A 21352-nucleotide genomic window follows, 5' to 3' on the forward strand; every position below is an offset into this window, starting at 1 on the left:
CAGCCGGCAGGGGGCTTTGCAAATGCCGCGCTCAGTCGAGGTGGCGTTTGCGGATATCCCGTGCCAGCACCCAGACCACCAGTACGTTGACTGCCAGCAGCAGCCACGACGCCCAGCCGGGGTGTTTGACGATGGCGTACAGATCCAGTGGCAGATACAGCGCCGCGGAGATGCAGCCCAGCCACGAGGCCCACGCATGGGCGCGCCACAGCCCCCACGCTTCCACGGCACGCAGCAGGCCATAAGCGGCCAGTACGGTGGCGGCGAGGTGGACGGTATCGGGAGTGATCTGGCCGAGCAGCGAAGAGAATGACCCGTGCTCGGGATCGCCGCCAAGGCGCAGGATCAGGGTGTTGATGACGGTGCGCAGCGGGGCAGGCCCGGACACTTCCAGGCCGGCCGCGGCGAGAAAGGCCGCAAGGGCCTTTCCCGCTTCCAGCAGCGCGATGGCTGCCAGGCCCGGATGCGCATGCGGATCCGGGTTGTAGGGCGACGTGCCGGTCAATGCAATCAGCCGGCGCGCGAGGCCTTCTTGCGGTCGCTTTCGGTCAGGAACTTCTTGCGCAGGCGGATTTCCTTCGGGGTGACTTCGACCAGCTCGTCGTCCTCGATGAAGTCCAGTGCCTGCTCCAGCGTGTACTTGATGGCCGGGGTCAGCTTGATCGCGTCATCCTTGCCCGACGCGCGCATGTTGGTCAGCGGCTTGGTCTTGATCGCGTTGACGGTCAGATCGTTGTCCTTGGAGTGGATACCGATCAGCTGGCCTTCGTACACGTTGTCGCCTTCGGCGGCGAACAGCTTGCCGCGCTCTTCCAGCGGGCCCAGCGCGTAGGCCGGGGTGGCACCCGGGGCGTTGGCGATCATCACGCCGTTCTGGCGCTTGGCGATGGCGCCCTGTTCCTTCGGGCCGTAATGGTCGAACACGTGGAACAGCAGGCCCGAACCCTGGGTCAGGGTCTTGAACTCGTTCTGGAAGCCGATCAGGCCACGGGCCGGAATCATGTAGTCAAGACGCACACGGCCCTTGCCGTCGGCTTCCATGTTCTTCAGCAGGCCCTTGCGGATGCCCAGCTTCTCCATCACGCCGCCCTGGTGCTGTTCTTCGATATCGACGACCAGCTGCTCGATCGGCTCCATCATCTGGCCGTCGATTTCCTTGATGATCACTTCCGGGCGCGACACGGCCAGCTCGTAGCCTTCACGACGCATGGTTTCGATCAGCACCGACAGGTGCAGCTCGCCACGGCCGGAGACCAGGAACTTGTCCGCGTCTTCCAGCTGCTCGACCTTCAGTGCCACGTTGTGCACGGTCTCGCGCTCCAGGCGCTCCTTCAGCTGGCGGCTGGTCAGGAACTTGCCGCCGGACAGGTCCTTGTTGCCGGCGAACGGCGAGTTGTTGACCTGGAAGGTCATGGAGATGGTCGGCTCGTCGACGGTCAGTGCCGGCAGCGCTTCCGGGGCATCCGGATGGCAGATGGTGTCGGAGATGGTCAGTTCCTGGATGCCGGAGATGGCGACGATGTCACCGGCCTCGGCTTCTTCGACTTCCACCCGCTCCAGGCCCATGAAGCCCAGCACCTGAAGCACCTTGCCGTTGCGCTTCTTGCCTTCGCGGTCGATCACGGTGACCGGCATGTTCTTCTTCAGCTTGCCGCGCTGGATGCGGCCGATGCCGATCACGCCGACGAAATTGTTGTAGTCCAGCTGGCTGATGCGCATCTGGAACGGGCCTTCCGGATCCACGTCCGGCACCGGCACGTACTTCATGATCGCTTCGAACAGCGGGGTCATGTCGCCCGAACGCACGGTGTCTTCCAGGCCGGCGTAGCCGTTCAGGCCCGAGGCGTAGACGATCGGGAAGTCCAGCTGCTCATTGGTGGCGCCGAGCTTGTCGAACAGGTCGAACACCTGGTCGATCACCCACTCCGGACGCGCGCCCGGGCGGTCGACCTTGTTGACCACGACGATCGGCTTGAAGCCCATCGCGAAGGCCTTCTGGGTGACGAAACGGGTCTGCGGCATCGGGCCGTCCATCGCGTCGACCAGGATCAGCACCGAGTCGACCATCGACAGCACTCGCTCCACTTCGCCGCCGAAGTCGGCGTGTCCGGGGGTGTCGACGATGTTGATGCGGTTGCCATTCCACTTGATGGCCGTGTTCTTGGCCAGGATGGTGATGCCGCGTTCCTTTTCCTGGTCGTTGCTGTCCATCACGCGCTCGGCGAGCACCGTGCGCTCGGACAGCGTGTCGGAGTTCTTGAGCAGGCAGTCAACCAGGGTGGTCTTGCCATGGTCCACGTGAGCGACGATGGCGATGTTGCGAAGATTTTCGATAGACATGCGAAAGACGGCCAGCCGGCGCCGTGAATTGGGGAAAAGAGTTCAACATTATACCGGTATGTGGCCCCATCGCGAAAAGTACCTGTGAAATCGACCGGACCGGGGGTTCAGCTGGCATCGGCAGAGGTGAGGGCCGCAGGGGCAGCGCCGGGTGCGGGGGCGGGTGTATCCTATGGGGCTAGCGAAAATGTCTTCTCCCACAAGGATTCCCATGTCCCTGATCGCCCATTTCGACACCTCCCGCGGCCCCATCAAGGTCGAGCTGTTCGCCGACAAGGCCCCGCTGACCGTGGCCAACTTCGTCAACCTGGTCAAGCATGGCTTCTACGACGGCCTGATCTTCCACCGCGTGATCGCCGATTTCATGATCCAGGGCGGCTGCCCGGAAGGCTCCGGCCGCGGCGGCCCGGGCTACCGGTTCGAGGACGAGACCAAGAACGGCGTGCGCCATGATCGCGGCGTGCTGTCCATGGCCAATGCCGGCCCGTCGACCAATGGCAGCCAGTTCTTCATCACCCACATCAAGACCGATTGGCTCGATGGCAAGCACACCGTGTTCGGCAAGGTGCTCGAAGGCATGGATGTGGTCGACAGCGTGGCCATGGGCGACGTGATCAACAAGATCACCCTCGAGGGCGACGCCGAGGCGGTGCTGGCCGCCAAGGCCGACCGCGTGGCCGAGTGGAACAAGATCCTCGCCGCCTGATTCCTTTCGACGGCCACCCTTCATCCGGTGGCCGTTTTTGATCCGGCCGTCGTGCCCGGCACGGCGACCTGCGCAGACTCTCACCCCACACGCTTTATCAAGCAGAGGAAATCCCCCATGAAGACTCCTGTACGTGTTGCCGTCACCGGCGCCGCCGGTAATATCGGTTACGCCCTGCTGTTCCGCATCGCCTCCGGCGAAATGCTGGGCAAGGACCAGCCGGTCATCCTGCAGCTGCTGGAAATCGACAACGAAAAGGCCCAGGCCGCCCTGCAGGGCGTGGTCATGGAGCTGGAAGACTGCGCGTTCCCGCTGCTGGCCGGCGTGGTGACCACCGCCGATCCGCTGGTGGCCTTCAAGGATGTGGACGTCGCCCTGCTGGTCGGCGCGCGTCCGCGCGGCCCGGGCATGGAGCGCAAGGACCTACTGCTGGAAAACGCCAAGATCTTCACCGTGCAGGGCAAGGCCCTGAACGCCGTCGCCAAGCGTGACGTGAAGGTGCTGGTGGTCGGCAACCCGGCCAACACCAATGCCTACATCGCGATGAAGTCGGCCCCGGACCTGAACCCGCGCAACTTCACCGCCATGCTGCGCCTGGACCACAACCGTGCGCTGAGCCAGCTGGCCGCCAAGACCGGCAAGACCGTGGACAGCTTCGAGAAGTTCACCGTGTGGGGCAACCACAGCCCGACCATGTACCCGGACTACCGCTTCGCCACCACCGGCGGCGCCAAGGTTGCCGAGCTGATCAACGACCAGGAATGGAACGCCAACACCTTCATCCCGACCGTCGGCAAGCGTGGCGCGGCGATCATCGCCGCCCGTGGCCTGTCCTCGGCCGCGTCGGCCGCCAATGCCGCCATCGACCACGTCCATGACTGGGTGCTGGGCAGCAACGGTAAGTGGGTGACCATGGGCGTGCCGTCCGACGGCTCCTACGGAATCCCGGAAGGCGTCGTGTTCGGCTTCCCAGTAACCACCGAGAACGGCGAGTACACCATCATCAAGGATCTGCCGATCGATGACTTCTCGCAGAAGTACATCGACATCACCCTGAACGAACTGGAAGAAGAGCGCGCCGGCGTTGCCGACCTGCTGTAAACCCACACGTGTGATGGTGTGACCGACGGGGAAGCTTGGGCTTCCCCGTTTTTTATTGTTTTTCCGGTTCGAAGCGACGCTGTTGCGTTGCTCGCATGTGAGTTGTCATGAGCCCTGATATCAGCGTGCATCACCTGGACGCGCATCTGCTGGTGGCGGAAAAGCCGGCCGGGCTGTTGTCCGTGCCCGGGCGCCTGCCGGAGAACCAGGATTGCGTGATCGCCCGGCTGCAGCAGGTGTATCCGGAGGCCCTGACCGTGCACCGGCTCGACCAGGTGACGTCCGGGCTGATGCTGTATGCGCGCGGCAAGCCGATGCAGGCGGCGCTGTCGGGACTGTTCGAGCGGCGCCAGGTCGACAAGTGCTATGAGGCGCTGCTGGAGGGGGAGGTGGCTGGCGAGGCCGGCGAGGTGGCCCTGCCCCTGATCTGCGATTGGCCGAACCGGCCGCGGCAGATCGTCGATTTCGAGGTTGGCAAACCGGCGCTGACGCGCTGGCGGGTGATCGGGCGCGATGCCGTCGCGCAGCGTACGCGGGTCGCGCTGGAACCGGTGACTGGCCGCAGCCACCAATTGCGGGTGCATATGGCCAGCCTTGGCCATCCGATGGTCGGCGATGTGTTCTACGGCGCGGCTCCGGCCGAGCGGGTTGCGCTGCATGCCTGCGCGCTGGCTTTCGTGCATCCCGAATCCGGACAACCGCTGCGCTTCCTGTCACCGGCGCCGTTCTGAGTTGCGGGTGCTGGCGCCGGCTCAATGCCGCCCGGCGTTTTCCGGCATCGGTTGGGTGGTGTCCAGATCGTCCAGCAGTGACCAGACCACCTGGAGACCTTCCGGGTCCCGGCTCAGGGCGAATCGGGCCGGGGCGTTGTGTACCAGGCGGCTGCCCGGGACGGGAGTGAGGTAGAGGTCACGCGCATCGATCACCGTGCGGGCAGAGCGTGCGCCCAGATCGCCGATATCGGTGATGCGGCCCCCTTCGCCGCTGAGGGCATGCTCGAACTCCACCAGGATGTCGGCGCGTGCCGGTGCCACGCCCGGGCTGGCGAGGGTGGCGCCGCGAATCAGCAGATCGGGCCACACGTCGCCGTTCTCCGGCAGCCCGGTGTACAGGGCGTGAGGCGCGCTGGCGTAGTCGCCGCTGGCGATGGCATCCAGCGCCACCAGCAGGGCGAGGAAGTTCAGTTTGCGCAGCTTCTGCTTCTGCGGATCGCCTTCGATGCCGCCGGATTCGATCAGCACGGTGCTGGTGCCCCAGTACGTCATCAGATCACCGAACGCGCGCGGGTTGAACTCGTCGTCCCAGCGCGCGATATGGCCGCCGATGCGCGGTTCCAGTGCGGCGCGGATCAGCGCCGAGACGCCGATCGCGCGTCCGCGCACGTCATTGACTTCCCGCTGTTCGTTGAACGGCGGCGCGAGCAGGGCGATCGCGGTGCCACGTGCGGAGTCGCCCACGCGGTAGCCGGGACGCTGGTCATGCAGGTTGAAGCCGAAGGCCGGTTGCAGGCGATCACGGAGGGTCTTGAGCGCACGGGCTTCCGGCGAGGCCAGCGCGGCGGCATCGCGATTGATGTCGATGCCCTGCGCGTTGCGGCGCTGGAAGCGGGCCGCGCCATCGGGATTGAGGATCGGCACGACGTGCAGGCTCAGCTGCCGGCGCAGGCGATCTGCCAGCGGATGCGCCGGGGATTGGCCGAGAAAATGGAACAGATCGGCCAGCGCCATGCTGGCGGTGCTTTCATCACCATGCATCTGCGACCAGAGCAGGACGCGGGTCGGGCCGTCTCCCCAGTGCACATGGCGCAACGGGCGGCCCTCGGCGCTGTAGCCGATCGGCTCGATTTCGAAACCGGCTTCCGTCGTCAGCAGCGGGGTAGCGATTTCCCACCAGTGCTCCGCAGTGAAGATGCGCGAGGACAGACCATCGACGTGGTGGCGGGAATAGTCGGCCTCCACAACAGCCAGCCATGCCGGCGGTGGCGGCAGCTCGGCTGGTGAGCTGGCGGTTGCCGGCGCGGCGGACGCGACGTGGGGAAGCAGCATCAACATCGCGAGCATCAACGCAGGTCGGATCATGGGCACGGCAACGAACAGCGAGGCCGGCAGCGTCGGCGAGTGTGGGGCCCGGTGTCAATGGCGCTGCGCTCGTAACCGCTGGGCATATCCTGGTGCCGCTTCCGGGGCCCATCTCATCGGCCACGTCGGTGTCACGCGCACGGCGCTGGCGCGTTGACCGGTGTTCGGTGACGTCGCTTGCGGGCCGTAAGCCGTGCAAGCGGGCTGGTATTGCAGGCAACGGCAGCGCGGAAAAGACAGGGCAGTGTGGTTGCAGGATCGGGTCATGCCGGAAAGCCGCTGTCGCCCGCGTCGGGGACGGTGCGACGGCTTTGACTGGGGCCGCACCTACCCGTGTCTGGCAGGCCTCCTACGACCAATGTCGGAAGGAGCGGGGCACGGGCGCGGACTATGCTCGGATCAAACGCGCAGGTGCCGGAGGATGTCGTGCAGTACGAGCAGATCTACCGCCGTTCCATCGAAGAACCGGAGAGCTTCTGGGCCGAAGAGGCCAAGGCGATCCATTGGCATCGCCCGCCGCAGCAGATCCTGGACTATTCCAACCCGCCGTTCCGGCGCTGGTTTGTCGGTGGGGAAACCAACCTCTGCTACAACGCGGTGGACCGGCATCTGCCCGCGCGCGGCGATCAGCTCGCACTGGTCGCCATCTCGACCGAAACCGATGTCACCCGCGAGATCACCTACCGCGAGCTGCATCGCGAGGTGAATGCCTTCGCCGCGGTGCTGCAAACGCTCAATGTCGTTCGTGGCGACCGCGTGGTCATCTATATGCCGAACATGGCCGAGGCGGTGTTCGCGATGCTGGCCTGCGCGCGCATCGGCGCGGTGCATTCGGTGGTGTTCGGTGGTTTTGCCGCGCACAACCTGGCGCTGCGGATCGACGACGCCACGCCCAAGCTGCTGATCACCGCCGATGCCGGCATGCGCGGTGGCAAGGTCATTCCTTACAAGCCGATGGTCGATGCGGCCTGCGCCGAAGCCCAGTCACCGCCGCCGAAAGTGCTGATCGTTTCGCGCGGGCTGGATGCGGCCCAGCCGCGCATCGCCGGCCGCGATGAAGACTATGCCGCGCTTCGCGCGCAGGTCGGTGATGCGGAAGTGCCGGTGGTGTGGCTGGAATCCAACGAGCCCAGCTATCTGCTCTATACCTCCGGCACCACCGGCAAGCCGAAAGGCGTGCAGCGCGATGTCGGTGGCTACGCGGTGGCGATGGCGCAGTCCATGCGCACGGTGTTCGACTGCGCGCCGGGGCAGGTGATGTTTTCCACCTCCGACGTCGGCTGGGCGGTGGGGCATTCCTACAACGTCTACGGCCCGTTGATCGGCGGCTGCACCTCGCTGCTGTACGAGGGCCTGCCGACCACGCCGGACGCCGGCATCTGGTGGGCGCTGTGCGAGCAGTACGGAGTGCGCACGATGTTCTCCTCCCCCACCGCGATCCGGGTGCTGAAGAAGCACGACGTGGACTTCATCGACCGTCACGACCTGTCCGAGCTGAAGTACCTGTTCCTGGCCGGCGAACCGCTGGACGAACCCACCGCGCAGTGGATCAGCGGCGCGCTGCGCAAACCGGTGATCGACAACTACTGGCAGACCGAGACCGGCTGGCCGGCGTTGACCCTGCTGCCGGGTCTGGAGATGAAACCGGTCAAGTTCGGCTCACCCGGCTTCCCCAACCTCGGCTACCGGATGAAGATCATCGACGAGCAGAGCGGTGCCGAAGTGCCAGCCGGACAGAAGGGCGTGCTGGTGATCCAGCCGCCGTTGCCGCCGGGCTGCATGAGCACCGTCTGGAAGGACGATGCGCGTTTCCTCAAAAGCTATTTCAGCCACTTCAACGAACTGCTCTACAGCTCGCTGGACTGGGCCATCCGCGACGCGGACGGCTACACCTTCATCCTCGGGCGCACCGACGATGTGATCAATGTCGCCGGGCACCGGCTGGGCACGCGCGAGATCGAGGAGGCCATCGCCAGCCATCCGCGCGTGGCCGAGGCGGCGGTGATCGGCGTCCATGACGAGCTGAAGGGGCAGGTGCCGCTGGTGTTCGTCACCCTCAAACAGGCCGCGGCCCAGGACGAGGTGCCGCGGCTGGCAGCGGAAATGCTGCAGGCGGTGACCACCTCGCTGGGGGCGGTGGCGCGACCGGCGCAGGTCCATATCGTCCATTCACTTCCCAAGACGCGTTCGGGTAAGCTGCTTCGGCGTTCGCTGCAGGCCCTGGCCGAACGGCGCGACCCGGGGGATCTGTCCACACTGGACGATCCCGGCGCGCTGGAGGAAATCCGTCGCGCTCTGGGGACATAGCGCCGCCGGGCTGGCAGGCGGCAGCAGCAGCGATCGCAAGGGGGCGGTACGCAGGCAGGTGCGGTGATCCGGGGCGGGGGCCCCGGCGCGCGTGATGCGTGCCGTGTTGGCGATGCATCACATGTGGGAGGGGGAATGGCATTCATCTATGCCAAGACGGCCGCTGGCCGTCGTGAGATCGAAGACCGTGCGCTGCGTCTGGCGCCGGCGTTGCGCTCGGTGCTGCTGCTGGTCGATGGCCAGCGCGATGAGCATGAACTGTCGCAGATGGCGCAGGGCCTGCGTGCACCCGGGGATGTTCTGGTGCAACTGGCGTCGCTGGAACTGATCGAAGCGGTGGGCGGCAGTGCCGAGATCAAACCGGCACTGCCGGTGACCACGCAGCTGGGCGATGATCCGTTGCGCTACCAGCAGCTGCGCGACTGGATGGCCGAATCGGTGCGCAAGCACCTGGGGCTGAAAGGCTATCTGATCCAGTTGAAGATCGAGCGCAGCAAGACCGCGGTCGCACTGGAGCAGCTGTGGCCGGAACTGGCCGGTGCGCTGGGCAAGGCCAAGAGCCCGGCCTTTGCCACCCGCTGGCTGGAGGAAGCCCGCGCGCTGGTGTTGGGCTGAGGCGGCCTGAAACGCCCACGGCCGCCAGCGCGAGGCCGGCGGCCGTGGTTTTTCAGGCGGCGGTGTGCAGGCGGTCCGCAGCGCGCCGGCCGGTCAGACCAGACCTTCAGCCTTCAGGGCGGCCTGCACCGCCGGATCGGCCTGCATGCGCTGCTCGAAGCGGTCCAGTGCATCCATGCCGGCCAGGTCGAGCTTCAGCCCGCGCGCCCAGCGCAGCGTTACATAGGTGTAGGCATCGGCGATGGACGGACGCGGCGTGCCGCCGAGCCAGTCCACCTGCGCCAGGCGGTCGTTCACCCGCTGGTACAAGGCCTTGAGCCTGTCGCGCGCGTTCTGCTGGGTGCGGGCGATCACCGCCTCGTCTTCCAGATACCGGGTCGAACCGAAGATCGGGTAGTACACCGGGTGCAGATCGGCGTTGACGAAGGACAGCCAGCGGTTCACTTCGGCGCGGGTGCGCGGCTCGCTGCCACCGTCCAGGCCGGCGGCCGGCGCCTTGTCGCAGATGTAGTGCAGGATCGCCGCGTTCTGGGTCAGCACCCAGCCGCCGTCTTCCAGCACCGGCACCGCGCCGGAAGGATTCATCGCCAGGAACTCGGGCGACTTCATGGTCGGCATATCCACGATCTGGACTTCAAACGGCAGACCGGACCAGATCAGCGCGATATGGTCGGCCAGCGAGCAGGCGCCGGGCTTGGTGTAGAGCTTCATGGGAATCCTGTCGAAGGGATGGGACTCCGCATTATCGCTACAAGCGCGCTGCCCTTTGTGGCCATGCGTAGCACAGACAGTGCGCCACGCGTTCAATCTGCTCAGGAGTTGCGGGGCTTGAGCGACTGCACCTTATAGAAGGTGTGGCCGCCGATGACCGCGACCTGGTAGGCGTTGCGCCAGCTCGGGCTGGCGATGGCATGGGCGGCGAAATGGCTGGCGCCGGGCACGATCTCCTTGCGTTCGCCCACGGGCAGTGCCCAGTTGCGCTCGGCGGCAAAGGCCACGTCAACGGCTTCCGCCCAGGCATCGTTGTTGCGCAGCTGGGTGCCGGGGGCGACCAGGGTCGGGGCGAACTGCTTGCGCGCGGTCACCACCTGGCACATCGAGTCGCCCCACAGGCCGCTGTCCAGCCGCCGCAGGGCGACTTCGGCCACGGCCTGCTGGCCGCGCAGGGTCTGGTCGCGGGCTTCCAGATAGACGGTGGTACTCAAGCACAGCGAATCGGCAGCCGGCTGCGGCAACATCTGCGACAGCCAGAGAATCCAGGCCAGTTTCATAAATCTCCTTGCTCCGTATGGGCCCGCGGCAACCTGCTCCGGGAATGGAGCAGAACGGCACGTCGGACTTGGCGTTATGGGGAGGCGGCCATGGCATCGGGGCCGCCCCGTGGGCGGCTCTCCATCAGATGGGGAGGACCGCGCCTGGCTCACCGGGACTGGGGGTGAGCGAGAAGTGCGCGCAAGGTAGGGGGCGAATCCAAAACTCATCCTGAACGTTATTTCTTGACATTCAGGTTTGCATCTGAAGCCGAATGGGCGCCGGTTTTGCGTATTCACATTTTGGGCGGGCGCCACGCAGCACGGCGCGGAGGCCCGGATTTCCCCATTTCAGCGGGGAAAATGCGTGATGCGCATCGCGTTTTCAGCGCTATAAGCCGCTCAAACAGGCCGATTACCGGCGCCGGCCCCATCGGCCGCGCCCCGCCGGCAAGGGGGCCGTCCGCCGCGTGCTCAGAGCGCGGCCGCCAGGCGGCTGCCTTGGTCGATCGCGCGTTTGGCATCCAGCTCGGCGGCCACGTCGGCGCCGCCGATGATGTGCACCGGGCGACCGGCCGCGCGCAGTGCATCGGCCAGATCCCGGCGCGGCTCCTGGCCGGCGCAGACCACCACGGTGCCCACTTCCAGCAGCTGCTCGCTGCCGTCCACGCGGATGCGCAGGCCGCTGTCGTCCACGCCCAGATATTCGACCCCGCCGAACATCTGCACGCCCTTGGCCTTGAGCGTGGCGCGGTGGATCCAGCCGGTGGTCTTGCCCAGTCGCGCACCGGGCTTGCCGGGGCTGCGCTGCAGCAGCCAGACCTGGCGCGCGGCGGGCGCGGGCTGCGGCCGGGCCAGTGATCCGCGGGTTTCGAAGGTGGCATCCACGCCCCATTCGGCCATCCAGCGGGTCGGGTCCAGCGCCGGGGACGGCCCTTCATGCACCAGGAACTCGCCGACGTCGAAGCCGATGCCACCAGCGCCGATGATCGCCACCTTGTCGGCAGCCGTTACCCGGCCCAGCAGCACATCCAGATAGCTGACCACCATCGGGTGGTCAGCGCCGGGGAAGCTGGCCTTGCGCGGGGTGATGCCGGTGGCGATCACCACCTCGTCGAAGCCGCTCAATGCCTCGACATCGGCGCGGGTGTTCAAGCGCACATCGACCCCGGTTTCGGCCAGCTGATGGCGGAAGTAGCGCAGCGTCTCGTGGAATTCCTCCTTGCCGGGGATGCGCTTGGCCACGTTGAACTGGCCGCCGATCTCGCCGGCCGCATCGAACAGGGTCACCTGATGGCCACGCTCGGCGGCCACGGTGGCGCAGGCCAGCCCGGCCGGGCCGGCGCCGACCACCGCAACACGCTTGGGCGCGCTGGTCGGCAGGTAGACCAGCTCGGTTTCATGCGCGGCGCGGGGATTGACCAGGCAGCTGGCGCGCTTCTGCTGGAACACGTGATCCAGACAGGCCTGGTTGCAGGCGATGCAGGTGTTGATCGCCTCCGGCTTGCCGGCGCGGGCCTTGGCCGGCCATTGCGGATCGGCCAGCAGCGGCCGCGCCAGCGACACCATGTCGGCGCCGCCGCCGGCGAGGATCCCTTCGGCCACGTCGGGCATGTTGATGCGGTTGGTGGCGATCAGTGGAATGCCCACGTGCGGCTTGAGCTTGGCGGTGACGCCGGCAAACGCGGCGCGCGGTACCGAGGTGGCGATGGTCGGGATGCGCGCCTCGTGCCAGCCGATACCGGAGTTGATCAGGGTCGCGCCAGCCGCTTCGATCGCCTTGGCCTGCTGCACGATCTCTTCCCAGTTGCTGCCGTCCTCGACCAGGTCCACCAGCGACAGCCGGTAGATGATGATGAAGTCCGGGCCGCAGGCCTCACGGATGCGACGCACGATCTCCACCGCAAAGCGCATGCGCTTGGTCGCGTCACCGCCCCAGGCATCGCTGCGGCCGTTGGTGCGCGGGGCGATGAACTCGTTGATCAGATAGCCTTCCGAGCCCATCACCTCCACGCCGTCATAGCCCGCCTCGCGCGCGTACTTCGCGGCACGGGCGTAGTCGGCGATATGCCGTTCCACGCCACCGGACGACAGCGCGCGCGGCGTGAACGGATTGATCGGTGCCTTCAGTTTCGACGGTGCCACCTGCAACGGGTGGTAGCCGTAGCGGCCGGCATGCAGCAGCTGCAGGCAGATCTTCGCGCCATGCGTATGCACCGCCGTGGTCACCTGGCGGTGGCGGCCCACTTCCCATGGCCAGGACAGCTTGCTGCCGAACGGCGCCAGCCAGCCCACCACATTCGGCGCGAACCCGCCGGTCACCAGCAGCGCCGCGCCACCGGCCGCACGCTCGCCGAAATAGGCGGCCAGCTTGGGGAAATCGCGGGCATGGTCCTCCAGTCCGGTGTGCATCGAGCCCATCAGGATGCGGTTGCGCAGCCGGGTGAAGCCCAGGTCCAGAGGGGTGAACAGGTGTGGATAGGCGGTGTCGGTGGCGGGCGTCATGTGGGATACGCTTGCGTATGGAATGTGCCCATTCTTACTGCCAATCGGCCTGTTTCTCAATCGTTGCCAGCGTCGGGCGGCGTGGTGTGGTCAACGACTGTGGCATCTCCGGAAGAGTTTGCGCCGCCGGTTGGGCGGCCTCCGTACGCTCTGTCGATGGCGGGCAGGTGCTGACGCGGTTCGCACGGCTGTACGCCCCGCGCGCATGCCGCTGCCACGGGAAGTACCGAAGCTGCCGGGTTGGCAGGGGCGTGCAGCCCGCAGGCACAAGGACCATTACCGGTACAGCCACCGCTGCCACGACACGCCATATGGCGGGGCAGGTGGCGCTGCGGAAAAGGACATCTATGCCAGCCGGTGCTGGCCACACAGAGGCTGGGCCACGGACCTCGTCGGGCCAGCGGGAGGTCGAGCGGGCGCCGTTGCCGGTCAAACAGCGGCAACGTGAGCCCGCACAGCGGGCCGATCAGCAACGCGAAGACCAGCGTGCCCCAGCCGATATTCCCGCCCAGCCATCCGCCGATGAGCAGCGCGGTGGCCTCAATCAGTGTGCGCACCTGCCAGATCGCCCGGCCGGTACGTGCGTGCAGGCCGGTCATCAGGCCGTCGCGGGGGCCGGGGCCGAAACGCGCTCCTATATAGAGACCGGTGGCGGTGGCCATCAGCACCAGCCCGGCGGCAAACACCAGCAGTTGCCACCCCAGTCCGTTCACGGCTGGCAGCACGGTCAATCCGAGTTGCGCGCTGGGGCCGATCATCAGCACGTTCAGCAGCGTGCCCAACCCGGGCTTCTGTCGCAGCGGCCACCACATCAGCAGTACAGCGGCGCCGATCAGATTGGTGGCCAGGCCGAACGACAGACCGCTGCGGACGGCAATGCCCTGGCCCAGTACATCCCACGGCGCAATACCGAGGTTGGCGCGGATCATCAGCGCCGACGCGATGCCGAACAGGAACAGCCCCAGCAACAGCTGCAGCAGGCGCTTGGTGAACGTCAGGGTGGGCATCGGATGACAGGCGTGAGCGGCCCGCATTGCCGCGGGCCGGGTAAGGGCGATATGCACCGCCGTCAGGCCGGCGCATGCGGTGGTGGCGGTTGAGGGGCGCGGGATCAGTCCCAGCCCTCCAGGGCCAGTTTGCCGATGGTGCGGCCCGATTCCAGCAGCGCATGTGCCTCGCGCAGATTGGCCGCGGTTATCGGCCCCAGGCGCCGGGTCAAGGTCGTGCGCAACTCGCCGGCATCGATCAGGCTGGCCGCACGGGTGAGAATGCGGTGCTGCTCGACCATGTCGGCGGTGCGGAAGCGGGCGCGCGCGAACATGAATTCCCAGTGGATGCCGATGCACTTGGCCTTGTAGGGATCGCCGATGTGCAGCTCCCCCTTGGGTTCGACCACCAGGCCGACGTGACCCTGCGGTGCCAGCAACTGGCCGAGCTGTTGCCAGTAGTGGTCGGTGTCGGCCAGGTTGAGCGCGGCATCCACCTGTGCAATGCCCAGCGCCTGCAACTGCGGCGCCAACGGCTGGCGATGGTCGATCACATGATCGGCCCCCATCTGCCGGCACCAGCTGCGGGTTTCCTCGCGCGAGGCGGTGGCGATGACGGTGAAGCCGGCATGGCGGCCCAGCTGGATCGCCATCGAGCCGACACCACCGGCCCCACCGATGACCAGCAAGCTGCGGCCGCAATGGCGTTTGCCATCGAGCTGGAACGGCATGCGCTGGAACAGCAGCTCCCATGCGGTCAGTGTGGTCAGCGGCAGCGCGGCGGCTTCGGCGAAATCCAGCGTGGCGGGTTTGCGCCCGATCAGGCGCTCGTCCACCAGCTGCAGCTGGGCGTTGCAGCCCGGGCGGGTGACATCGCCGGCGTAGTAGACCTCGTCACCCGCTTCAAACGCGGTCGTCTCCGGTCCCACGGCCACCACAATGCCGGCCGCGTCGAACCCCAGCACCTTTGGCTGACGTTCTTCGCCGGGCCTGGGCGCGCGCAGCTTGGTATCGACGGGGTTGACCGAAACCGCCTGCACACTTACCAGCACATCCTGGCCTTGGGGAGCGCCCGGATCAGGCAGATCGACATCTTCCAGCGAGGCGGGATCGACGATGGGGAGATAGCGGCTCAGGCCAACAGCTTTCATGCGGAAAAGTTCCGTCGCAGTGGGGGCAGGGACATGATACGCAGTGGACTGTTCAGCTGCCGCTTACGCAGGTATTCGACACTGAATTTCAAGGGCTTGCATGGCAAAAGGACCCTGCGCTGCAGCAATTGGCCGGGAGCCCTTGCCAAGGCTCGATCTTGCGGGGTTTGACGAAGCTGTATACGGTGCGCTCAGCCGGAAGCGTACGGACTGGATGGCCGTGCAAATTGTTACGCAGCCGTTAACATCGTCTTCACGGCCCTGCGAATACTGTTTATCGCGATGGCGTGCGGAAACGGCCGTCTCTGAACGCGACGAATGAAATCGCTGTGCTGGACCATGCCTCTACCGGTTTCATACCCCCGAAACACAAGGAGTTGTATTCATGAATAAGAAGATTCTTACCGCCGCACTGCTGGGTGGTCTTGCATTCGCCCAGGCCGCTTCGGCCCAGGAATTCGATGATCGCTGGTACCTGACCGGTGCTGCTGGTTTCAACTTCCAGGACAACGACCGTGGCACCAACGATGCTCCGTTCGCAACCCTGGGTCTGGGCAAGTTCATCAGCCCGAACTGGTCGCTGGACGGTGAGCTGAACTACCAGAACCCGAACTTCGACAACAACCAGGATCTGAACTGGTCGCAGTACGGCGTTTCGCTGGACCTGCGTCGCCACTTCATCCAGGACGGCCGTGGCTGGAACCCGTACCTGCTGGCAGGTCTGGGCTACCAGAAGTCGGAAGAAGAATATGTGATCAACTCGGTCGACTCGCCGGCCCAGCGCAAGGACGGCAACCTGGCCGCCAAGGTCGGTGTGGGTCTGCAGACCACGTTTGAAAAGCGCGTCGCCGTGCGTGCCGAGCTGGCCTACCGCGCCGACTTCGACGACCAGAGCGTTGCTACCGCCGCAGCTGGCGACCAGCAGGATTGGTTCGGCGACGTGCTGGCTTCGGTCGGCGTCGTGATCCCGCTGGGGCCGGCTCCGGTCGCGGCGGTTGCTCCGGCTCCGGCTCCGGTCGCGCCGAGCTGCGCGGACCTGGACGACGACGGTGACGGCGTCAACAACTGCGACGACAAGTGCCCGACCTCGCAGCCTGGCCAGACCATTGGTCCGGACGGTTGCCCGGTGCCGGTGTCGATCGATCTGAAGGGCGTGAACTTCGACTTCGACAAGGCCACCCTGCGTCCGGACGCTGTTGCGATCCTGGGCGAAGCCGCCGAGATCCTGAAGCGTTACCCGGATCTGCGTGTTGAAGTGGCCGGTCACACCGACTCGAAGGGCACCGACGCGTACAATCAGAAGCTGTCGGAGCGTCGCGCTGCTGCGGTGTACGACTACCTGAAGGACAACGGTGTTGACACCTCGCGTATGGTCGGCCCGATCGGCTACGGCGAGAGCCGCCCGATTGCTCCGAACACCAACCCGGATGGTTCGGACAATCCGGAAGGTCGCGCCAAGAACCGTCGCACCGAGCTGAACGTCCAGAACTGATCGGACGCTACAGTTGAGACACAACAAGGCCCGGCATTGCCGGGCCTTGTTTTTTGTTTTGGCGGGACTTTTTCACCCCTGACTTGGCGGGGGTGTGCGGCCGGCCACAGAACCGCTGGCAGAAGACGGTTGAAAGCACCCCGGTGCCTGCCTACACTCGCGAAGTTCTCCTGTTCGAATGGAAGTCACCATGTTGCGTATCGCACTGGCCGGTGTGCTGGGTCTGGTTCTTGTTCCCGCCGCGCACGCCGCTGTCGATTGTTCGGCCAGCGCGGTGATGCCCGCGCCGCTGGCGGCGACGGTAGTCGCACCGGTGGCCTCGGAGCTGTACGCCCGCCAGGGGCAGCTGGGGATGCCCTCGGGGGTGCTCAGTTCCGGCTCCAGCGAGGGGCAGTCGCTGGACCAGGTGCTGATGCGCCTGCGGGTGGAAAGCTGCAACAACGTGGCCAGCGCGATACCGGCGCGCCCGGCGATCAACGCCAATGATCCGGCGGCGTACAAGCCGCAGACCGAGTTCGACAACACGCCGTGGCGTTTTGACATGAGCCAGAACGGCAAGCGCATGACCGCCGAGGAGTTCGATGCGTGGATGAAGGCGCGTGGCGTGCGCGTGGTCAAGGCACGTCCGGCTGCGGCGGAGGCTGCTGCGCCGGCCCAACCGGCAACCGAGGCCAAGTAAGGCGGCGGGAGCCCCTTCGCAATCACAGATGGCCTCCCGCAAGCACCCCCATAACTACAATGCCCGCCCTGGCAACAGGAGCGGGCATTTTGTTTCCGGTGCGTCACCGATCAGGCCGGTGGCCAACGCCGGGGGGCGTCACGGGCTGGCGCGGGTGCTGTCCAAGGCCGGTTTGTGTTCGCGCAGCGAGGCGGCGCGACGGATTCAGGACGGCCGGGTCAGCGTGGATGGACTGGTCATCCGGGATCCGGAATTTCCCATCATCCAGGGCGTTCACCGGATTGTGGCCGATGGTCAGCCGTTGTCGGCAGCACGGCGGCTCTACCTGGCGTTGAACAAGCCGCGGGGGCTGGTCACCACGGTGAAGGACGAGCAGGGCAGGCAGACGGTCTATCGCTGCTTTGACGGAGCGGAATTGCCGTGGCTGGCACCGGCCGGGCGCTTGGACAAGGCGAGTGAGGGCCTGCTTCTCTTCAGCAATGATCCGGAGTGGGCGGCGCGGTTGACCGACCCACTCACTGGACCGCTGAAAACCTATCGGGTACAGATCGATGGGATTCCGGATGCGGACCAGTTGGCAAGGATGCATCATGGCGTTGAGGACGCCGGCGAACATCTGGCAGCCCACAGCGCCAGGCTGTTGCGCCAGAACGGACGTACCGCCTGGTTGGAAATAGTGTTGGACGAAGGGCGCAACCGCCATATCCGGCGCCTGCTGCAGGTTCTTGGGTGGGAAGTGTTGCGGCTGGTGCGCGTGGCGATCGGCCCGGTCCAGCTCGGAGAGCTGGCAAAAGGGCAATGGCGCGAGCTGGCCGCGGAAGAGCTCCAGGCGCTGGCCGGCGGCAAGGGCCTGGCCAAGCAAGACGATTTTGTATCGGGTTCAAATAATTCAGTCGAATAGCTGGAGTTGTTGCAGGGGTTGATTAGACTGATCCCCTGTTTTCCGAGGTCATGGTCATGCACTCTTCCGCTCGCGTTTCCGCCATTGCCGTGTTGATGGCGTCTGTGGCATTTCTGGCCGGGTGCGCGTCCTCCGGCAAGCCGGCAGCCAAGGCCGAGGACAAGCCGGTCACGGTGACGGTGGATGCACCGGTGGCGCAGAAAGATGCGCAGGGCAATTACCGCTTCCTGATGCAGCAGGGCGAGAAGCGAATGAGCGCCGACCAGTTCGACGCGTGGATGAAGGCCAACGGTATCCGCGTGGCCAAGGGCGCGCCGGCGCCGGTGCCGGAAGCGGCCAAGCCGGCCAAGCGCGGCAAGAACTGAGCCGCTTGCCACGGGTACGAAAAAGGCGCCGGTGACGGCGCCTTTTCTGTTTCTACCCAGGCGGTGATCAGCCCTTGATCACGCCCAGCTCCAGGCCGATGCGGGTGAACGCGTCGATGGCGCGGTCCAGGTGGGCGCGGCTGTGCGCGGCGCTGATCTGGGTGCGGATGCGGGCCTGGCCCTTGGGCACCACCGGGAAGAAGAAGCCGATCGCGTAGATGCCTTCTTCCAGCAGGCGCTCGGCGAATTTCTGTGCCAGCGGTGCGTCGTACAGCATCACCGGGCTGATCGGATGCACACCGGGCTTCACGTCGAAACCGGCGGCGGTCATCTTCTCGCGGAAATAGGCGGTGTTCTCACGCAGCGTGGCGCGCAGGTCGTCGGCGGCGGCCAGCATCTCGAAGGCCTTGATGCCGGCGGCGACCACATGCGGCGGCAGCGAGTTGGAGAACAGGTAGGGGCGCGAGCGCTGGCGCAGCAGTTCGATCACCTCGGTGCTGGCGCAGGTGAAGCCGCCCAATGCGCCGCCCATGGCTTTGCCCAGGGTGCCGGTGATGATGTCGATCTTCTCCAGCACGCCCTTGACCTCGGCCGAGCCGCGGCCGGTGGCGCCGAGGAAGCCGGTGGCATGGCATTCGTCGATATGCACCAGCGCGTTGTACTTCTTGGCCAGCGCGGTGATTTCATCGAGCGGGGCGATGAAGCCGTCCATCGAGAACACGCCGTCGGTGGTGATCAGCTTGGTCTTGCAGCCGGCCGCGTCGGCGGCCTGCAACTGCGCTTCCAGATCGGCCATGTCGCAGTTGGCGTAGCGGAAGCGCTTGGCCTTGCACAGGCGAACGCCGTCGATGATCGAGGCATGGTTCAGGCTGTCGGAAATGACCGCGTCGTTCTCGCCCAGCAGCGGTTCGAACAGACCGCCGTTGGCGTCGAAGCAGGCGGCGTAGAGGATGGTGTCGTCCTTGCCGAAGAACTCGGCGATCTGCTTTTCCAGCTGCTTGTGCAGGTCCTGGGTGCCGCAGATGAAGCGCACCGAGGCCATGCCGAAGCCGTGGCTGTCCAGCGCGTCCTTGGCGGCCTGAATCAGGTCCGGATGGTCGGCCAGGCCCAGGTAGTTGTTGGCGCAGAAATTCAGCACCGTGCGACCGTCGTCCAGGGTGATCTCCGCCGACTGCGGGCTGGTGATGATGCGTTCGGACTTGAACAGGCCCTGCGCGCGGATCGCGTCCAGTTCCTCGGCGTAGTGCCGGGTGAGCGGGGAATCGGTCTGGATAGAAGTCATGACAGGGCCGTACAGCAGCTAAGGGATGGCCGATTTTAGCCGTCCGCCACCTTCGGCGCTGGCGTCATGCGCAAACGCTATAAGCGGCGGGGTCGAAGTCATTTCTCCGGTCGGGTGTGCGCCTGCAGCATCCACGGCACACCCCACCAAAGGAGCTGCCGATGACCGCCTCACGCTCCCCGTTCACGTTGCCGACCAGGAAGCTGTTGTCCCTCAGCCTGGCCGTGGCGGCGTGCGGGGCGTGGTCATCGGCGCAGGGCCAGACGCTGACGGTGGAGCTGCTGCAGCAGCGTCTGGAACGGCTGGAACGTCTGGCCGGTGTCGCCGGCGGCGCCGAGGGTATCGCCCTGAGCGATCTGGACCAGCGCCTGCGCATTCTCGAGCGTCGCCTGGAACTGCAGGAGGAAGAGCGCGAGGCCGCCGCCAGGGCCGCGCCGAAGATCGCCATCGACCAGAAGGGTGCCTCCTTCAAGTCCGGCGACGGCAACTACGAGCTGAAGCTGCGCGGCCTGTTGCAGGGCGATGCGCGGGTTTTCCTCGGCGACAGCAGCCAGAACGACACCTTCCTGCTGCGCATCGCACGGCCGACGCTGGAGGGCTCACTGGGCAAGCTGGTGGCCTACCGTTTCACCCAGGAGTTCGCCGGCGACACTGCCAGCATCGTCGACGTCTATGCCGACCTGCGCTTCGATCCGGCCTACACGCTGCGGGTGGGCAAGTTCACCTCGCCGGTCGGTCTGGAGCGGCTGCAGTCCTCGGCGGCGCTGGTGGATGTGGAGCGCGCGCTGGCCAGCGAACTGGCGCCCAACCGTGATCTGGGCGTGCAGCTGCAGGGTGATCTGGCCAAGGGCAAGGTCAGCTATGCGCTGGGTGTGTTCAACGGTGCGGTCGATGGCCGCGATGCGGTCACCAGCAACCCGGACGACGAATTCGAGTATGCCGGCCGCGTGTTCCTCGAACCGCTCAAGGGCAGTGACAGCGTCTGGGCCGGGCTGGGCTTTGGCATCGGCGCCAGCGCCGGCGAAAAGCATGGCAGCGGCAACAACTTCCTGCCGCGTTATCGCACCCCGGGACAGGCCACGTTCTTCGCCTATCGCAGCTCGGTGATCGCCGCCGGTGAACACCGCCGCTGGTCGCCGCAGGGCTGGTTCTACCGCAACGGTTTCGGTCTGCAGGCCGAGTACATCGCCTCGCGGCAGGCGGTAGCACGCGACGCACGCCGCAAGGAACTGGAGCACCACGCCTGGCAGGCCACCGCCAGCTATGTGCTCACCGGCGAGGAGGCCGGCTACCGCGGAGTGACGCCGTTACGGCCGTTGGGCGTCAATGGCGGGCTGGGCGCGTTGGAACTCACCGCGCGCTACGGCGAACTGCGGATCGATGACGCGGCATTCCCGCTCTACGCCGATCCGGCGGTCTCGGCCGCGCGGATCCAGTCCTGGACGCTGGGCGCGAACTGGTACCTCACCGCCAACCTGAAGCTGGCCACCAACTACCTGCACAGCCGTTTCGATGCGGCTGCCGGTGGCGCGACGTTGCCTGATGAAAAAGCCGTTTTCTCGCGCCTGCAAGTTTCCTTCTGACGGAGAGCCCC

At 66.0% G+C, this 21352-nt stretch carries 17 protein-coding genes and 2 pseudogenes; 10 read left to right on the plus strand and 9 right to left on the minus strand.

Annotation, left to right across the window (positions count from 1 at the left end; all coding sequences use genetic code 11):
• Window positions 1-31: 31 nt before the first annotated feature.
• Together ACVOMH_RS04525 and typA are read right to left on the minus strand one after the other, a co-directional pair.
• Window positions 32-505 carry a DUF7144 family membrane protein gene (locus ACVOMH_RS04525; RefSeq protein ID WP_481522836.1) on the minus strand — a complete coding sequence of 158 codons (474 nt, stop codon included), beginning with the start codon at window positions 503-505 and terminating at the stop codon, window positions 32-34.
• A gap of 5 nt (window positions 506-510) precedes the next feature.
• Complete coding sequence (gene typA, locus ACVOMH_RS04530; protein WP_054658417.1) at window positions 511-2340, minus strand: translational GTPase TypA; 1830 nt, start codon at window positions 2338-2340, stop codon at window positions 511-513.
• Between the two features lie 211 nt (window positions 2341-2551).
• Between typA and ACVOMH_RS04535 the strand changes: the two genes are divergently transcribed.
• The 3 genes from ACVOMH_RS04535 (at window position 2552) to ACVOMH_RS04545 (ending at window position 4878) form a co-directional block, all read left to right on the plus strand.
• Window positions 2552-3046 (plus strand): peptidylprolyl isomerase, encoded by a 495-nt coding sequence (locus ACVOMH_RS04535; RefSeq protein WP_054658419.1) that lies wholly within the window; start codon window positions 2552-2554, stop codon window positions 3044-3046.
• A 117-nt stretch (window positions 3047-3163) separates the two neighbouring features.
• Window positions 3164-4147, plus strand: coding sequence for a malate dehydrogenase (locus ACVOMH_RS04540; protein WP_481551187.1), 984 nt, complete (start codon window positions 3164-3166; stop codon window positions 4145-4147).
• A gap of 107 nt (window positions 4148-4254) precedes the next feature.
• Window positions 4255-4878 (plus strand): RluA family pseudouridine synthase, encoded by a 624-nt coding sequence (locus ACVOMH_RS04545; RefSeq protein ID WP_481551188.1) that lies wholly within the window; start codon window positions 4255-4257, stop codon window positions 4876-4878.
• A gap of 21 nt (window positions 4879-4899) precedes the next feature.
• Here the strand turns inward: ACVOMH_RS04545 and ACVOMH_RS04550 are convergent, their stop codons facing one another.
• Entirely contained in the window at window positions 4900-6198 is a 1299-nt protein-coding gene (locus tag ACVOMH_RS04550) for a M14 family zinc carboxypeptidase (RefSeq protein WP_481551189.1), read from the minus strand.
• Window positions 6199-6639: 441 nt separating this feature from the next.
• Between ACVOMH_RS04550 and prpE the strand changes: the two are divergent.
• Both prpE and ACVOMH_RS04560 read left to right on the plus strand, forming a co-directional pair.
• A pseudogene (prpE, locus tag ACVOMH_RS04555) lies at window positions 6640-8532 on the plus strand (propionate--CoA ligase); the annotation flags it as partial.
• 135 nt (window positions 8533-8667) lie between these two features.
• Window positions 8668-9147: a hypothetical protein gene (locus tag ACVOMH_RS04560; protein ID WP_481551190.1), complete on the plus strand. Its 480-nt coding sequence runs from the start codon at window positions 8668-8670 to the stop codon at window positions 9145-9147.
• A 93-nt stretch (window positions 9148-9240) separates the two neighbouring features.
• Here ACVOMH_RS04560 and ACVOMH_RS04565 read toward each other — a convergent pair whose 3' ends face one another.
• The 5 genes and pseudogenes from ACVOMH_RS04565 to ACVOMH_RS04585 all read right to left on the minus strand — a co-directional run bounded on the left by ACVOMH_RS04565 (window position 9241) and on the right by ACVOMH_RS04585 (window position 15039).
• A complete protein-coding gene (locus ACVOMH_RS04565; protein WP_481522840.1) occupies window positions 9241-9858 on the minus strand; it encodes a glutathione S-transferase family protein in 618 nt (205 codons plus the stop codon).
• Window positions 9859-9959: 101 nt separating this feature from the next.
• Entirely contained in the window at window positions 9960-10418 is a 459-nt protein-coding gene (locus ACVOMH_RS04570) for a cell wall hydrolase (protein ID WP_054660722.1), read from the minus strand.
• Between the two features lie 453 nt (window positions 10419-10871).
• A complete protein-coding gene (locus ACVOMH_RS04575; RefSeq protein ID WP_481551191.1) occupies window positions 10872-12902 on the minus strand; it encodes an oxidoreductase in 2031 nt (676 codons plus the stop codon).
• A 383-nt stretch (window positions 12903-13285) separates the two neighbouring features.
• Window positions 13286-13909 (minus strand): annotated as a pseudogene (yczE, locus tag ACVOMH_RS04580) (membrane protein YczE); the annotation flags it as partial.
• A gap of 104 nt (window positions 13910-14013) precedes the next feature.
• The gene (locus ACVOMH_RS04585; protein ID WP_481551192.1) at window positions 14014-15039 is read right to left on the minus strand and encodes a zinc-binding alcohol dehydrogenase family protein; all 1026 of its coding nucleotides are present in this window, start codon (window positions 15037-15039) and stop codon (window positions 14014-14016) included.
• Window positions 15040-15424: 385 nt separating this feature from the next.
• Here ACVOMH_RS04585 and ACVOMH_RS04590 point away from each other — a divergent pair, with 385 nt between their 5' ends.
• From ACVOMH_RS04590 to ACVOMH_RS04605, 4 genes are all read left to right on the plus strand, one after another.
• A complete protein-coding gene (locus ACVOMH_RS04590; protein WP_054657988.1) occupies window positions 15425-16531 on the plus strand; it encodes an OmpA family protein in 1107 nt (368 codons plus the stop codon).
• Window positions 16532-16721: 190 nt separating this feature from the next.
• The gene (locus ACVOMH_RS04595) at window positions 16722-17210 is read left to right on the plus strand and encodes a hypothetical protein (RefSeq protein WP_481522843.1); all 489 of its coding nucleotides are present in this window, start codon (window positions 16722-16724) and stop codon (window positions 17208-17210) included.
• A 28-nt stretch (window positions 17211-17238) separates the two neighbouring features.
• On the plus strand, window positions 17239-18111 hold the full coding sequence (locus tag ACVOMH_RS04600) for a pseudouridine synthase (RefSeq protein WP_481551193.1): 873 nt from the start codon (window positions 17239-17241) through the stop codon (window positions 18109-18111).
• A gap of 56 nt (window positions 18112-18167) precedes the next feature.
• Complete coding sequence (locus ACVOMH_RS04605) at window positions 18168-18476, plus strand: hypothetical protein (RefSeq protein WP_481522845.1); 309 nt, start codon at window positions 18168-18170, stop codon at window positions 18474-18476.
• 67 nt (window positions 18477-18543) lie between these two features.
• On the opposite strand, the gene kbl is transcribed toward ACVOMH_RS04605, so the two are convergent.
• Complete coding sequence (kbl, locus tag ACVOMH_RS04610; protein ID WP_481551194.1) at window positions 18544-19758, minus strand: glycine C-acetyltransferase; 1215 nt, start codon at window positions 19756-19758, stop codon at window positions 18544-18546.
• Window positions 19759-19919: 161 nt separating this feature from the next.
• Between kbl and ACVOMH_RS04615 the strand changes: the two genes are divergently transcribed.
• A complete protein-coding gene (locus tag ACVOMH_RS04615) occupies window positions 19920-21341 on the plus strand; it encodes an OprO/OprP family phosphate-selective porin (RefSeq protein ID WP_481551195.1) in 1422 nt (473 codons plus the stop codon).
• Window positions 21342-21352: the final 11 nt, after the last annotated feature.

The organism is Stenotrophomonas sp. STEN013, from assembly GCF_056760355.1.